This is a genomic window from Desulfuromonas soudanensis (assembly GCF_001278055.1).
GTDB lineage: Bacteria > Desulfobacterota > Desulfuromonadia > Desulfuromonadales > WTL > Deferrimonas > Deferrimonas soudanensis.
Genome location: NZ_CP010802.1, coordinates 2,925,355 through 2,939,855, shown reverse-complemented (window position 1 = coordinate 2,939,855; position 14,501 = coordinate 2,925,355). Strand labels below are relative to the sequence as shown.

Genomic DNA, 14,501 nt, shown 5'->3' with positions numbered 1-14,501 from the left:
TGGCGGCTATAAAAAGGGGTCGCTTTTTACGCTTGGTCGTCTTGCGCGTTCCCGGACCGGAACGCTGCCCTTGATTGCAGCGTATACTCCCGTTGCCTGGGGCTGTCAATGAGAAAAAAATACGGTAAAATTGCCCTTAAATATTGGGTAATTGTAGCGGCGACAAAAGACGTGGCAAGGCGATGGGAAAAGAAAAATAAATTTTCTTCACGGGGGACTTTGCCTTTGGGTGACGAGGGGGGGATGAGGGCGGCGGGGAGGGGGTAAAAATGGGGGGAGCCGGACAGGCCGGCTCCCCCCAGGATCAAGCTCTTTTGGTTGTCCGATTACTTCTTGTGGCAGTCCTTGCAACCGGTGGGGCCGCTTTTTTTGTCGGCGTGGCACCCTTTGCACAGCTTGTGAAAGGCGTCCTTGGCTTTGGGAGCGGCGGCATCAACGCCGTGGCATTTGGTGCAGGTGCCGGCTTCGACACCCTTGTGGTGGCAGGTGGTGCAGTCGGCGACCAGGGCCTGGTGAGCCTGGTGGGGGAAGGTCACGGTGCCCATGCTGGCTTCGAGTTTGACTTCGGCGGGGCCGTTGTCGGCGAAGGCGATCAGGGCGCCGCCGGCGAGAAAGGTGACGGCGAGCAGGATGGTGATGAAACGTTTCATGATGGTACCTCCTAGGAATTTGCTGGGGCGGACCAGCCCGCCCTCGATTTGATACAGGTATAACGGATAAAAGGGGCCGGCGCATCAGACATCTGGCGTCACGGGACCCGATGTCGGGCAGTCGTTCAATAATTCAGGGTAGTTGGCTGGTTCGGTGCCGAGGTTTTTTTCGTCGCATGTCGGGTCGACTTTGCTGTTTACTCGAGGAGGAAGGGTCTGGTAAGGTAGTGCGCGTTTTGCTTTCCGAGGTCAGCCATGAGTCAGTCCCTCCCCCCGACAGTTTGCCTCGACGGTTTTGCCGTCCGTCTGGTCCGCGAGGACAAGAAGCTGACCCAGCTTTACGTGGCCAAAGTCGTCGGGGTGACGACCGACACCATCTCCCGCTGGGAGAATAACCGTTATCCCAGCATCAAGCGGGAGAACGCCCTGCGTCTGGCCGAGGCTCTGGAAGTGCCGGTGGAGGAGATCCTCCAGGGACGCAGCGGCGAGTGCACTCTGTCCGAACCGGAGGTGCCTCGGCGCCGTTTTTTCCTGGTGGCGATTCCCCTGGTCCTGGGGCTGGCGTTGCTGGCCGCCAGTTATTTCTTCTACCACCGTCAGGAACTCCCCGAGACGAAGATCAGCGGGGAGCGGATCCTCCCCCCCTTCGCCGCTCCGGGGATGGTCATCCCGGTGCGGGTGTGGCTGCTGGCCGACGCCGAGATGACGGGCTTTATCCTCCGAGAGCACTTTCCCCGGGGGTGGAATCTCATCGAATCCAGCCCCCCCCCCTCCAGCCTCGACAACGAAAAAGGGACGGCGCGCTGGATCGTCAAGCCCGGGGAACCCCGGCGGGTGATCTCCTACCTGGTGAAGGTGGACCCCGACGCCGTCCTCGGCAGCAGGGAGACCTTCAGCGGCGAAATCGTCGCCAATCCCAATGGCCGCAGTGTTCCGATGCCCGTCGGCGGCCGGGAGCCGATCGAGGTGGCCCCGTATCAATGGGCCGATCTCAATGGCGACAACATCATTGACGACGGCGAAATGCTCCAGGCCTCCGATACGGTCGATGAAATGAAGGGGGTCCACCTCGACTGGAAGCTCCTGGAAAACATCTGGGACACCGGCGGCTATCGCTGGGATCTCGAGAAGCAGCTTTTTCTCCCATCCTCCCCGCTCCCGGAACCGCCCACCCCCTGACTTCCCCCTCCCCGACAGCCTAGAGGGGTTCTGCCGTCACCTCCATCCCGCTGCCGCCGCGGGTCCGGTAGGTGAAGAGGATAAGGGTACGCCCTTCCTCCCGGGGGAGGTGCCGGAAGACCGCCACGAAATGCTGCAGCCGTCCCCCCTCCCTTCGGTTTTCTTCCATCGCACCCCGTACCCGATCGCGCGCCCGTTCCCGTTCTGCGGCCGTCAGATCGGTGTCGAGAAACTCCGGAATTTTCTCCGGAGCCACCCGCTCGCAGCGGGCGAAGTCGTAACCGAGTCCATCGGCCAATCGCTGGCGGGCTTCCCCGGAAAAGGCCGTGCTGACAAAGGACCAGGCGCCGTCGAAGAGGGCGCGCTGGGAGAGGGGGTGGCGGAAGAGTTCCGCGCGCCGCCAGTATCCCTCCATCGCCTGGAGGCCGGTTGCCATCGAGCCGCAGGTTTCGGCGAGGGCCAACAAAAAAGTCGGGAAGCGGCCGCTGTTGAAGGTCAGATCCATGAGGCGGCCGATCCCCCGCAGGCGCTCGAGCTCGCTGAAAGCGAGCTCGGCCGTTCCCATTACCGTATAGGGCGGGTTGGGATCGTAGCGGATCTTGAAGCGGTCGGCCTGGCTGCGGAGAGGGGCGCCGGGGAGGAGCTTGACCGGCTCGATCTGCAGGTGGTGGGGTTGCAGGGCGAGGACCCGGTCGATGGAGGCGAGAAAATCCCCGTACCCTTCCCCGGGAAGTCCGGCGATGAGGTCGAGATGGAGGTGGATGTTCCCCTCCTTCTGCAGGGAACGGATATTTTTTTCGAGGCGCTCAAGATCGGAGGAGCGGCCGATGGCCTGCAGGGTGCGCGGCAGGGTCGACTGAACGCCGATTTCGAACTGAAACGTTCCCGCCGGGACGCTGCGCAGCAACTCCAGGGTCGCTTCGTCGAGGAGGTGGGCGCCGATTTCGAAATGAAAATGGCTGCTGCGGTTGTGCAGCAGAATGTGGCGGAAAATCTCCCGGGCGCGGCGGGCATCGTAGTTGAAGGTGCGGTCGACCAGCTTGATCCGCGGCACTTCGGCGGCCATGAGGAGATCGAGATCGTCCTTGATTCGCGCCATGGAAAAGGAGCGCACCGAGGTGTCGAGGGCGCTCATGCAAAAGGCGCAGTCGTAGGGGCAGCCGCGGGCGGTCTCGAGATAGACGAAGCCGCGGGAGGTGTCGACAAGCCCGAGGGCGAAGGGGGAGGGGATGCGATCCAGTTCGGTCAGGAGCGGGCCCTCTGGTCCTTCGCTTATCCCCGCCGCTGTCCGCCAGGCCAGGCGCGGCACCGCCGCCGGTTCCTCCCCCCGGAGCCAGGCGCCGAGGAGGGCGTGCAGGGGGAGCTCCCCTTCGCCGCGGACCAGGGCGCTGAGTGCGGGATGGCGGGCGAAAAGCTCTTTGCCTTCGAAGGAGACCTCCGGACCGCCGAGAACGATGCGCACCCCGGGAGCCGCCGCCCCCAGGGCATCGACGAGCTCGAGAGTCTCCCGCCGGTTCCACAGATAGACGGAAAAAGCGACCGCGTCCGGCTCCAGGGCCAGCAGGACCCCCAGGACCGACTCCTTCGGTTCGTGGACGGTGAACTCGCGGATCAGCAGTTCCCCGCAGCCTTCCCTGCAGTAGGCAGCAAGGGAGGGGAGAGCCAGGCTCGGGTGAATGTACTTGCTGTGCAACGTAGTCAGGATCGTTTTCATAACGGACAGGATAGCCAGATCCGCCGGCGGATGGAAAGGGAAAATTGCCCGGCATCCGCCTTCTGTGCTATCCTTTTGCGTTCCAAGGTAACGAAGAAATTCCCCCTTCCCCCTTTCCCGACTGGATTTCGTTTCTATGGCCCGAAAAAAAACCATTCTCGCCGTGGTCGCCGATGCCGGCGGCGAAGTCTTTGAGCATCCCGAACTTCTCATGGCCGGGATGAACGGCATGACCTCCCGGGCGCCGCGGGAGGAGGAACTCATTCCCCTGCCGGAGGGAGGGAGGCTCTTCACGATCCCCGGGACGCCCCCTATCGGGATCAACCGGCGGACCGGAGCCCTCGAAACCGCCGCGCATCTCCCCCGCAGCTGGGGGGGGGGGAAGATTCAGGCCGTGTCGGTTTTCATGCCGCCGGCCTACACCCGCACCCTCCTGCCGGCCGCCGACTATCCGTCCAAGGGGGTGCAGCTCCCCCTCTGGGCCTACACCGCTGTCGGCTGGTGCGTCGAGGAAGAACGTTTTTACGTGGCCGCGGCGCGGGTCGACCGCAACAACCAGTGGGACCCGGATCATTTCGATGACCGTCTCCTCGATCCCCTGGTGCGCAAGGCCCTCATCAAATACCCCGACAACCGCCTCTACGAGCAACTTTCCCGCTGCGCCGTCGACTATCACTGCTTTGCCGCCAAGAACCTCTTCTTCGGGCGCTGGGAAGCGCCGCTGCCGACCTCGCCCGTCTGCAATTCCCGCTGCCTGGGGTGCATCTCTCTCCAGGAGGCCCCCGAGTGCTGTCCCTCCAGCCAGGAAAGGCTGACCTTCGTTCCGAGCGTTGCGGAACTCTGCGAGGTCGCCATCCCCCACCTGCAAGGGGCCGAAAATGCCATCGTCTCCTTCGGGCAGGGGTGCGAGGGGGACCCGATCCTTCAGGCCGACACCATCTGTGCCGCCGTCAGGGAGATGCGCCGCGCCACCCCCCGCGGGACGATCAACTTCAATTCCAATGCCTCGATTCCCGATGCCGTCGACCGCCTCGCCGAGGCCGGAATCGACTCGATCCGCATCTCCCTCAACTCGGCGCAGGAGTCTTTTTACAACGCCTACTACCGTCCCCGGGGCTACCGATTTGCCGATGTGATGGAGTCGGTGCGGAGAGCCAAGAAGGCCGGGCTCTTCACCATGCTCAACTACCTGGTCTTTCCCGGCATCACCGACCGGGAGGAAGAGGTGGCAAGTCTCCTTGCCCTGGTTCGGGAGGCGGAGGTCGATCTGGTGCAGTTGCGTAACCTCAGCATCGACCCGGTGATGTACTGGCAGGCCATGGGGGTCAGCGGCGAGGGGATCGGCATGCGGACGATGATGGACCGGGTGAAAAACGAAGTGCCCCGCCTGCAGTACGGCTACTTCAACCGCACCCGCGAGAATTTTTATCCGGAGGGGTTTGCCACCGACTGGCCCCTGCCGCCGGCATAGCGACCCTCTTCCCGTCCGGTCATTTCGCCGGGGCAATCAGCCTATTTTGTTGTCTTTTCTCCGGGTTTTCCCTCCGCAGGCGCGGAATCCGGTTTCGGATGGAGCTGGTATGGAGTTTGCTGAAGGCCATAGAACCCCCTTCGGCGGGGGAGCAGGGGGTGATCCGGAAAACTCACGGATTGCATTTTTTTTTTAATAATGATAAGGACATGCAGATGAAAGAGAGTCTGGTGCGTACACTCGTCGTCATGGCCTGCGGGGTCGTCATGGCCCTGGCCGCCTATGCCGGGCAAGCCGGTTCGGCAAACGATCTGCGTCCGCTGGCCGCTTCGGCCGCCACGACGGTGCCGTCGGGTTACTGAAAAATCCCGGCGCCGGACCTGGCGGAGAGTCAGTGACCGCGCGTTTCATTTAAAGGGGGGTTATGAAAGTTCTTTTTAGTGCGGCCGGTTTTTTGCTGATCCTGCTGCTGGCCGCCCTGGCCGGTGCGGAGACCCGTTACGTGAGCGATCGTCTGATCGTCACCCTCCGTCAGGGACCGGTGTCCGGATCTCCGGTCCTCAAGACCTTGAAAACCGGGGAAGCGATGGAGGTTCTCGAGGAAGGACCCGAGTATCTGCGTGTCCGGGATAGCGAAGGGGTCGAGGGGTACGTTCAAAAACAGTACATCACCAAGGACCTGCCGAAGGAACTCGTCGTCAAGGGACTGGAGAAGGAGCTGGGACGGCTCAAGGCAAAGATTGCCGATCTGGAAAAGAGCAAGGCGGCTTTAAGTGTCGAACTCGAGGAGGCGCGCAAGGGGAAGCAATCGGTCGCCCAGGAGCTTCAGGGGACGAGCAGCGCCCTGCAGGAGGCCTTGACACGGACGGAAGAGGAACTGAAGAGGGTGACCGAAGAGTATGCCGAATTGCGCCGGCAGTCCGAAAACGTCGTGGCCCTGGCCGAAGAGCGTGACCGGCTGAGGACCGAGAACGAGGCGCTGGGCACCGAAGCCGCTACCCTGCGCCAGGAAAATGAGACGATGCTGCGCACCGGGATGATTCGGTGGTTTCTGGCCGGCGCCGGAGTCTTCTTCGTCGGCTGGCTCGCCGGGAAGCTCTCCCGGAAAAAAAATCGCGTTTTCTGAGTCTGCGGACAGGAAAAACGGCCTCCTGGGGCCGTTTTTTTTTGTTGCGACGGTGATGCGCCAAAGCAGAGACCAGGGGTGCGGGTATCCCCTGTCGCGAGCGGGTTTTTTCAGGGAGGAGAAGAGGGATGGGCATGCGCGACTATTTCCGGCCGGTGGAGAGCTGGTCGGCGGAAAAGGTCCGGGAATTTCTCGCCAGCCATGGCGGCGAGGATTACAATCTCCTCGATGTGCGCCTCGAAGAGGAGTATGCGGAGGGGCACCTGCCGGGGGCCAGATTAATCCCTCTGGCGGAACTCGCCCTGCACTGCCGGGAGGTTGCCGCCGGGTTGCCGACCATCGTCTATTGCGCCAGCGGCGTGCGCAGTAAGGCGGCCGCCACGATTCTGGCCCATGCCGGGTTTTCGGCCGTCTATAACCTCGAGGGGGGGATCCAGGCCTGGAAGGGGCTGGTCGCCGCAGGAACGCCGGAGATGGCCATGACCTTCTTTGCCGCGGCGGAAACCCCGGAAGAACACGTGGCCCTGGCCTGGGTTCTCGAGGAGGGAACCAGGCGGTTCTATGCCGAGGTGGCCGGCAGGGTGCAGGATGTCGAGGCGGCCAACCTCTTCCGTGAACTGGCCCGGGCCGAAGAGAAGCACAAGGCCTCGCTGGTTGCCGTTTATGAAGGGCTCGCCGGTCGCCCCGCCGCCGCCGATTTCCCCCGGGGGATTCTCGCCGGGGAGGCCGGAGCGGGGTGTATGGAAGGGGGGTTCCGGATCGAGGAGGTCCTCTCCTGGACCCGGGGGAAGCAGGTCTGCGACCTTCTCGAGCTCGCCGTCGCCATCGAGGCCGTTGCCTACGACCATTATCTCATCCTGCGCCGGGAGCTCGCCGATGAGAACGCCCGGCGGGTCTTCGAGCTCCTCTCCGACGAAGAACGGCGGCACCTTGTCAAGCTCACGGCCCTGATGGCTCATTTCGTCTGAAGGGACTCGGCCATAAAGCCTTGGGCCTCCTCGAGAAACCGGCGACAGTCCGTTTCGAGGGGCGCATAATGCTCCCTGAGCTCGCTCCCTCCGGCGGCGAGGGGATTGGGATGCTTGAGCCGGCCGGAGATCTGCCGCAGGACCCGGTCGATCGTTCCGACCTGCCCATAGGAAACGAGCCAGTTGCGGGCAATCATCTGCGGGACGATCCGCTGAAGTCCCTCGGGGAGGAGAGCGAAATGGTCTTCCAGCAGCCGGTAGCTTTCCCGGGCGAAGTCCTCGAGGGGGAGGGGATGGTGCTGCGTCCAGTTTTTGGCGAGAAAATGATCGTAGAAAATGTCCACCAGGATCCCCCGATAATGGCCAAAGGAGGGGTCGATTCGGTTTCTGCTGCGGCGGAAATGGACGTTGGTCTGAGCAAAGGCGTCGATCCGGCGGTGCTGTTCCAGTCCTCGACGGATCGCCGAGGGGAAGCGGTCGTCGAGACGCCCCTTGACGAAATCCCCCATCAGGTTGCCGAGGAGGGAGCCGGGAGAGGGGTCGGAGAGGAAAAGGTGGACGAGGTAGTTCAAACCGTTCCCTGCGACCTGTGGGTCAGGTCCCTTCGCTGAAATAGGCCAGTTGCTCGCGGAGGATGCGCATCACCTCCGGGGGGAGCCGATCACTCTGATCCAGGGCCAGCTGATAGAAGAGAATGGCCTGGGTGGTGTGTCCGGAAAAGGCCAGGGTCTTGCCGAATTCGGCTAGGACGCCGCGGTCTTCCCCTTCGTGCTGTAGAAAGGTCAGGTAGAGCTGCCAGGCCTCCTGGAGGGCCCCCTGGAGGAGCCGGATTTTGGCCAGCCCCACCGTTCCGTATTTATCGTACCCATTGGCCAGAACCTTGTGGAAGAGGGGCTCGGCGGCATCGAGATTGCCGATGTTGCGATAGGCGTCCCCCAGACGCGACAGGATGCTCGACGTCCCCGGATTGGTCGCCAGGCATTTCTCCCACAGTTCGATGGCCCGGCGATAGTCCCGCTTCCACCGATAGTAGTTCCCCAGCCCGTAGAGGGCATAGGGGTTGAACGCCTCCAGGGCCAGAGCCCTTTCGTAGTATCCCTTCGATTTCTCAATCTCCCCTCCGGAAAAACAGAGATTGCCGACCATGGTCAGAATGTTGATCAATTCGCCGCCGCTTTCGAGAACCTTCTCGTAGTAGGCGATGGCCTGGTCCACCTGATGGTCTTTGTGGTACAGGTCGGCCAGTCCGAGGAGGATGTAGCGGTCGGAGCCGTCGATGGCCATCCCCTCATGGTAATAGGCGATGGCCTCGTCGAGTCGCCCCAGCACTTTGCAGCAGTCGGCGAGGCGGGTGAGGACGAAAATGTCCCTGGGGCGCAGGGCGAGGTATCTCTGCCAGGATTCGATGGCCTCGGCGTAGAGGTGCTGTTCGCGGCAGGTGTCTCCGAGCCCCCGCAGGGCGAAGAGGTTGTCGGGGGTCCGCTTCAGGACCTCGTGATAGCACCCCCTGGCCGCCGGAAAATCTTTCTGGGCCCTGAAAACATCGCCGAGGCCGGTGAGGATGTAGGGGTTGGACGGTTCGAGTTCCAGGGCCTCCTGGAAAGCCTGTCCGGCCTCGGGAAGGCGGTGCTGCTTGAATAGCCTGTGTCCCAGTTTGGAGAGTTCGATGACGGTTGCATGGCGACCGCCCGTGGGGCTCTTCTCGGAGGGGGAATGTGAGTCTGACAACGATGCACCCTTGCCTTTGATGGGTTTCCCCGAAAGTGACAACCTCTCAGCGTTTTTCAATGGAGATGATTTCGATCCGGGTCCCCCACATGTGAAACCCGACGGTCGCAGGGAGGGTCCGTCCCCGGATATGGACCGGGAGCCCGGCGACGGCAAATTCCGGCGGGAGGTTGGTCGGGTCGTACCGGCGCCCCTCCTTATCGACGATGCCGAAAAAGCCGCCTTCGAGGTCGATGAAGGCCACCTCTCCCCGGATACTGACCATCGTCGCCCCTTCCTTTTCCCCGGCAACAGGTCCGTTGCCGACGGCCGGAGCGGCATGGCAGGCCGAAAGGAGCCAGAGAAGCAGGAGCAGGGACCAGGGTTTCATCGGCACCTCCATCGCGGGGAATCGCTGTGGTTCCCCCGGGTTACAGGGTGAGGATCTTTTTTTTGAGAATCAGGATTTCGAAGGCCATGATCGCCTTGGCGACGAGACGCTGCAGGTCGCCGATCCGGGCCCGGATCCCGCTGCTGTCGCCATCGATATAAAGAATCCCCACCACCCTGCCCATCATGAAGAGGGGGAGAAGGAGGGCCGTTTCCGGCATCCGTCCGCCGAATTCCTGCAGCATCATGGAGTTGAAGGGGGTGCGGGGGATGGGGCCGAGAAAGTTGCTGCCGGTCTCCGCCACCGTCTTCAGGACCGAGGGTTCGTCCAGGGGGATCTGGAATTCATCGAAGCGGGCGATCTCCTCACCGTCCATCATCGCCTTCCAGCCGAAGGCGTTGCCGCCGCGAATCATGAACAGCGCCCCGCGGGGGAACTCCTGGCCGATATATTCGGCGATGCCGTCGGCGATATCCTCGCGGTCGCTGCTTTCGCTCAAGCGGCTGGAGATCGAATCGAGGGTGCAGGGTTCGTCCTCCGGAAGGGGGAGGACCTCGTCGAGGATGTCGACTTCTTCAAGACCGTCGACGACGTCGGCGTCTGGCCATATCTGGGGTGGGGGTGTCGTCTGAGGAGCCGCAGGCGTTGGCAGCGGCCGCCGAGGTGTCGGGGCCTTTGCCACCGGCCTTGCCTGGGGGACGGGGCGGGACGGCGCCGATGGGGGGGAAGGGATCCGGTCTCGGATGATCTGGATATAGCGGGCGGTCCTCTGGACCTGGTAATATTTTTCCAGGGCGCCGAGGAGCCGGACCTCCGGGGTCACCATGGGGCGGATAATGAAGCCGGTCCGGAAGGAGAGTTCATCGATGGCTTTGAGGTCCGAAGGGTCGAGCATCGCCAGGCTCAATTTCCGGTTTTCCAGTTTGACGGGAACAACCTGGTGTTTCACCGCCAGTTCCCGGGGGATCAGGGCGATCACCTCTTCGGGGATGCTGGCAAAGTGGGCCGCAGATTCCATGAAGGGGACGCCGAGTTTCTTGCTTAAAATCCGGGCGATGTCCTCCTCTTCGAGAAAACCCATCTCAAGGAGGTTGGTGCCCAGCTTGCCTCCGAAGATGACCTGATATTTAAGGGCTTCTTCGAGTTGGCCGGCGGTAATCTTTCCCTGCGAAATGAGGAGTTCCCCGAGTTTTACGGCCATCTGAGCGCTCCTGGTCTTGGTGATGAAGGTATTTTTCTGCCCGACCGGGCAGGTTAGCGCCCAGTTTAGGGTCTGGCGCCGGCAATTGCAAGAGGCGTCATGGGGAAGGGCTCACTGTTTTTGCGGCGGCGGGGGCGATTCGGCGAGGTCGGTGCGGGCCATAAGTTCCGTTCTGCCGGCAAGCTTTTCGATGAGGGGGGCGATGGCGGCGCTGAAGGCGGCGAGTTGTTCCTTGGAGACGGGCGCCGCCGAGGCCGTCTTGACACGGTTGGGGTTGACCGGTGCGCCGTTTTTGTACATGCGGAAGCACAGGTGGGGGCCGGTGGCCAGGCCGGTGCTGCCGACGTAGCCGATGACCTGCCCCTGCAGGACCCTTTTCCCCTGGGCGATCCCCCTGGCGAATTTGCTCATGTGCAGATAGAGGGTCTCGTAGGTGGCATTATGGCGGATTTTGATGAAATTGCCGTTGTTCTTTGTGTACCCCTTCTTGACAATGGTGCCGTCGCCGACGGCCTTGATGGGCGTTCCGGTCGGGGCCGCATAGTCGATGGCCGGATGGGCTCTCCACGTTTTGCTGATGGGGTGAAAACGGCGCATGGTGAATCCGGAGGAGATGCGGCTGAAGGGGAGGGGGGCGCGGAGAAAGGCTTTGCGCAGACTCTTCCCCTCGGCATCGTAGTAGGAGGGGGGGTGGTCGCCATCCTGGAAGAGAAAGGCCTGGTAGCTTGTCCCCTGATTGATGAACTCCGCCGCCAGAACCTTGCCGTATCCTGCGGGAATGCCGTCGCGATAGCGCTTTTCGACCAGGGACTGGAAGGCGTCTCCCTGGCGGATGTCGCGGATGAAGTCGATGTCCCAGGCGAAGATGTCGGCCAGGGCCAGGGCCAGTTCGGCATTTTCGCCGACTTCGGCCACGGCCTCGAAAAGGCTGGAGCTAATGGTCCCGCGGATGATGGCGGTCTCCACCGTATAGACGATGGGGACGCGGGCAATGTCGATCTCCTCGCCGTCCCTGCGGATCACCAGCTGGTCGTCGCGGTTGATGTCGTATTCGAAGCGTTCAAAGGTACCGTCGGTCAGGCACAGCTTGAAGGGCTGGCCGACGCAGATCTTGGAGAGGGGGAAGATGTCGCCGCTCTTCCCGGCCAGGGTGTGGATCTCCTGGGGAGAGAGGTGGTCGCCGAGAAGGGTGGTGATGGAGTCTCCCGGGCGGATCTCCCCGTCGACGACTTCCCTCTGAATTTCCGGCTGGATTTCCGGCGGCGGAGCCTTGATTTCAGCGGGGGCGCTTCGGGCCTCACTTTCGGGAAGGGTGGTGCGGGAATCGAGAAAGAAAAAGGCGGCCACGAGGGCGACTGCCAGCACCAGCAGGGGGAGCCGCCAGCGGGGGACGCGAGGCGGGAGGTTGGCGTTGCGGGGAGGGTTGAAATCCATAGTCACGAAAGAGGCCTGTCGTTGGGAATCGCTCCGGACGGGACGCGGTTCTTGTTGCCGATTTTTGATTCGCCGCATGCTAACAGCTTTGCCCTTTCCCTGTCCAGTCCTCAGGGGCCTCCCTTTTCATTCCTCGCATCAATTCGGTTGAATTTTGGGCGGCAAATGGGCTAGGTTCTGGACTGGGCCCCCCTTTTCGGGGCGTCACCGTCGAACCTTTTTTTTGCGCGAGGTGCCCCATGATCAACACGCAGCGCCTGTCGGACGAATTCGCCCGGTTGGCTGCCATTGCCAGTCCTTCCCGCCGGGAAGGGGCGATCTCCGCCTATCTCCAGGAACGGTTCCGCCGCCTCGGGGGGGAAGTGGAGATGGACGACGCCGGTTCCCGGGCCGGAAGCCAGAGCGGCAATCTGGTGGTCCGCTTCCCGGCCTGCGGCAAAGCGGCCGAACCCCTCATGCTTTCGGTGCACATGGACACCGTGGAACCGGCCGACGGCGTGGCGCCGGTTCTTAAGGACGGAGTCTTCACCAGCGCCGGGGAGACCGTCCTCGGCGCCGATGACAAGGCGGGGATTGCCGAAATCATCGAGGCCCTCGAGGTCGTGGCCGAGCAGAAGATCCCCCGCGGGCCGATCGAGGTGGTGCTCACCATCTGCGAGGAAGTCGGGCTGCTGGGCGCCAAACTCCTCGACCCCTCTCTTCTTCGCTCCCGCCGGGGTCTGGCCCTCGACACCTCGGGGGTCGATCTGGCGATTTGCCGCGCCCCCAGCGCCAACAAACTCCGTTTTGAAATCAGCGGCCGCGAATCCCACGCCGGGATCGCCCCGGAGAAGGGGATTTCGGCCATCGTCGTGGCCGCCCGGGCGATGGCGGCCATGCGCCTCGGCCGCATCGATGAGCAGACGACGGCCAATATCGGCACCATCCACGGCGGACAGGCCACCAACATTGTGCCGAAGAAAGTTGTCGTCGAGGGGGAGGCCCGCAGCCATGACCCCGAGCGCCTGGTCCGGCAGACCGCCCACATGATTGCCTGCTTCGAGGAGGCGGCCGAAGCCCTGGCCCTGGTCGTCGACGGCGAATTGGTTCGACCCGAGGTCCTCTGCGAAGTCGTCTCCGAATACCCGGTGATGAACGTTCCCGAGTCGGCCTCCATCCTGGTGCTGCTGCGCGAAGCTTCGGAGGGGCTCGGTCGCACCCTCGAGGTCAAGGGCGCCGGCGGCGGCAGCGATGCCAACATCTTCAACGGCCACGGCATCGAAACGGTCATCCTCGGCACCGGGATGAGCCATGTTCATTCGGTGCAGGAATCGGTCCGGGTGGACGACATGGTGCGGGTCGCCGAACTCCTGGTCGAGGTCATCCGACGGGCATGAAACGTCTTTTTGCCGGGTCCGGAGTCCGCCGATGAAGTTTCCCGTCTCCCCCCTTGTCGCCGCCGTCCCTTTTCCGCCGATCTCCCGGGTCAAGGGGTGGGTCGCCGGGCGCCTTTTCCCGCCGGAGCGCCCCCTGATCGACCTCTGTCAGGCGGTCCCCGACTACTCTCCTCCTTCGGAGCTCACCGGATATCTCGCCTCCTTGCTCGACGATCCCCGGACCTCCAGATACACCCCCGACGAGGGGCTGCCGGAAGTCCGGGAGGCGATTTGCGGCCGCTACCTGAGGCTTTACGGCGGCCTCCTGCGCCCGGAACAGATCTGTCTCACCATCGGCGCCAGCCAGGCCTTCTGGCTGGCCATGGTCACCCTCTGCCGGGCCGGCGATGAGGTCATCGTCCCGCTCCCCTATTATTTCGATCACGCCATGGGGCTGGAGGCCCTGGGGGTCCGCATGGTCCACCCCCCCTTCGACCCGTGCTCCGGAGGCCTTCCCGACCCGGAGGCGATCGCAGCGCTGATGACGGAAAGGACCCGGGCCATCCTGCTGGTCACCCCGAGCAATCCGACCGGCGCGATCACTCCTCCGGCGACCCTGGCGCGCCTCCTGGCCCTGGCCCGGGACCGGGGGGTGGCCCTGGTTCTCGATGAGACCTATCATGCCTTCCTCCCCGGCGGCGTCCGGCCGCACCGACTCTTCTGCGACCCCGGCTGGGAGGATCATCTGGTCCATATCGCCTCCTTCGGCAAGACCTACGCCCTGACCGGATACCGGGCCGGGATGCTCGCTGCGTCCGAGGCCTTCATTCACCAGGCCCTCAAGGTCCAGGACAGCATGGCCGTCTGTCAGCCGCGGATCACCCAGGAGGCGGTGCGCTATGGGGTCACCCATCTCGACGACTGGGTTGCCGGCAATGGCGAGCGGATGCAGCGCCGGCACGATCTCTTCTGTGCCGAGTTCGTCCGCGAGAAGAACCCCTTCTCCCTGGTGGCCAGCGGCGCCTTTTTCGCCTGGGTGCGCCACCCAGGCCCGGGAGGAGGATGGGAGATGGCGCGGCGTCTCGCCGAGGAGGCCCATCTTCTCGTCCTTCCCGGCGAAGCTTTTGGCCCGGGGCTGTCGCCCTATCTGCGACTGGCCTTCGGCAATATCGACGAGAAGGCGATTCCCGAGGGGGTGGGAAGGTTCCGGGACTTTTCCCCCTGAGCCGGTCCCTGACGGATTGCTTTCGCCCTTTTTCTTCCTTCACCCTGGCCGCCGAGGGCGGTTTTTCCTCTCTAGATGAG

Annotated in this window: 14 protein-coding genes; 7 read left to right on the top strand and 7 right to left on the bottom strand. The window is 63.2% G+C overall.

The genetic code is table 11. From position 1 onward, the window contains the following. Nucleotides 1–326 precede the first annotated feature (326 nt). Entirely contained in the window at nt 327–650 is a 324-nt protein-coding gene (locus DSOUD_RS13190; protein ID WP_053551450.1) for a cytochrome c3 family protein, read from the bottom strand. A gap of 255 nt (nt 651–905) precedes the next feature. Between DSOUD_RS13190 and DSOUD_RS13185 the strand changes: the two genes are divergently transcribed. Next, entirely contained in the window at nt 906–1,829 is a 924-nt protein-coding gene (locus DSOUD_RS13185) for a helix-turn-helix transcriptional regulator (protein ID WP_053551449.1), read from the top strand. A gap of 19 nt (nt 1,830–1,848) precedes the next feature. Here DSOUD_RS13185 and DSOUD_RS13180 read toward each other — a convergent pair whose 3' ends face one another. Further along, complete coding sequence (locus DSOUD_RS13180) at nt 1,849–3,543, bottom strand: B12-binding domain-containing radical SAM protein (protein WP_053551448.1); 1,695 nt, start codon at nt 3,541–3,543, stop codon at nt 1,849–1,851. A gap of 136 nt (nt 3,544–3,679) precedes the next feature. Between DSOUD_RS13180 and DSOUD_RS13175 the strand changes: the two genes are divergently transcribed. The 4 genes from DSOUD_RS13175 (at nt 3,680) to DSOUD_RS13160 (ending at nt 7,108) form a co-directional block, all read left to right on the top strand. Beyond that, entirely contained in the window at nt 3,680–5,014 is a 1,335-nt protein-coding gene (locus DSOUD_RS13175) for a radical SAM family protein (RefSeq protein WP_053551447.1), read from the top strand. A 215-nt stretch (nt 5,015–5,229) separates the two neighbouring features. Beyond that, entirely contained in the window at nt 5,230–5,376 is a 147-nt protein-coding gene (locus DSOUD_RS18545) for a hypothetical protein (RefSeq protein ID WP_157671873.1), read from the top strand. Between the two features lie 62 nt (nt 5,377–5,438). Continuing rightward, nucleotides 5,439–6,140 carry a TIGR04211 family SH3 domain-containing protein gene (locus DSOUD_RS13165; RefSeq protein WP_053551445.1) on the top strand — a complete coding sequence of 234 codons (702 nt, stop codon included), beginning with the start codon at nt 5,439–5,441 and terminating at the stop codon, nt 6,138–6,140. Nucleotides 6,141–6,268: 128 nt separating this feature from the next. Next, nucleotides 6,269–7,108, top strand: a complete 840-nt coding sequence (locus tag DSOUD_RS13160) for a rhodanese-like domain-containing protein (protein ID WP_053551444.1) — start codon at nt 6,269–6,271, stop codon at nt 7,106–7,108. On the opposite strand, the gene DSOUD_RS13155 is transcribed toward DSOUD_RS13160, so the two are convergent. From DSOUD_RS13155 to DSOUD_RS13135, 5 genes are all read right to left on the bottom strand, one after another. Further along, entirely contained in the window at nt 7,096–7,680 is a 585-nt protein-coding gene (locus DSOUD_RS13155) for an acyl carrier protein phosphodiesterase (RefSeq protein WP_053551443.1), read from the bottom strand. The genes DSOUD_RS13160 and DSOUD_RS13155 overlap by 13 nt on opposite strands. Before the next feature lie 22 nt (nt 7,681–7,702). Next, nucleotides 7,703–8,836 (bottom strand): tetratricopeptide repeat protein, encoded by a 1,134-nt coding sequence (locus DSOUD_RS13150; protein ID WP_053551442.1) that lies wholly within the window; start codon nt 8,834–8,836, stop codon nt 7,703–7,705. A gap of 46 nt (nt 8,837–8,882) precedes the next feature. Continuing rightward, nucleotides 8,883–9,206, bottom strand: a complete 324-nt coding sequence (locus DSOUD_RS18730) for a hypothetical protein (protein WP_053551441.1) — start codon at nt 9,204–9,206, stop codon at nt 8,883–8,885. A 40-nt stretch (nt 9,207–9,246) separates the two neighbouring features. Beyond that, nucleotides 9,247–10,407 carry a GspE/PulE/PilB domain-containing protein gene (locus tag DSOUD_RS13140; protein WP_053551440.1) on the bottom strand — a complete coding sequence of 387 codons (1,161 nt, stop codon included), beginning with the start codon at nt 10,405–10,407 and terminating at the stop codon, nt 9,247–9,249. 111 nt (nt 10,408–10,518) lie between these two features. Then, complete coding sequence (locus tag DSOUD_RS13135; protein ID WP_053551439.1) at nt 10,519–11,841, bottom strand: M23 family metallopeptidase; 1,323 nt, start codon at nt 11,839–11,841, stop codon at nt 10,519–10,521. Between the two features lie 239 nt (nt 11,842–12,080). Between DSOUD_RS13135 and DSOUD_RS13130 the strand changes: the two genes are divergently transcribed. Both DSOUD_RS13130 and DSOUD_RS13125 read left to right on the top strand, forming a co-directional pair. Next, nucleotides 12,081–13,217 carry a M20/M25/M40 family metallo-hydrolase gene (locus DSOUD_RS13130; RefSeq protein WP_053551438.1) on the top strand — a complete coding sequence of 379 codons (1,137 nt, stop codon included), beginning with the start codon at nt 12,081–12,083 and terminating at the stop codon, nt 13,215–13,217. A gap of 31 nt (nt 13,218–13,248) precedes the next feature. Continuing rightward, nucleotides 13,249–14,421, top strand: coding sequence for an aminotransferase (locus DSOUD_RS13125; RefSeq protein ID WP_053551437.1), 1,173 nt, complete (start codon nt 13,249–13,251; stop codon nt 14,419–14,421). The last annotated feature ends 80 nt before the right edge of the window (nt 14,422–14,501 follow it).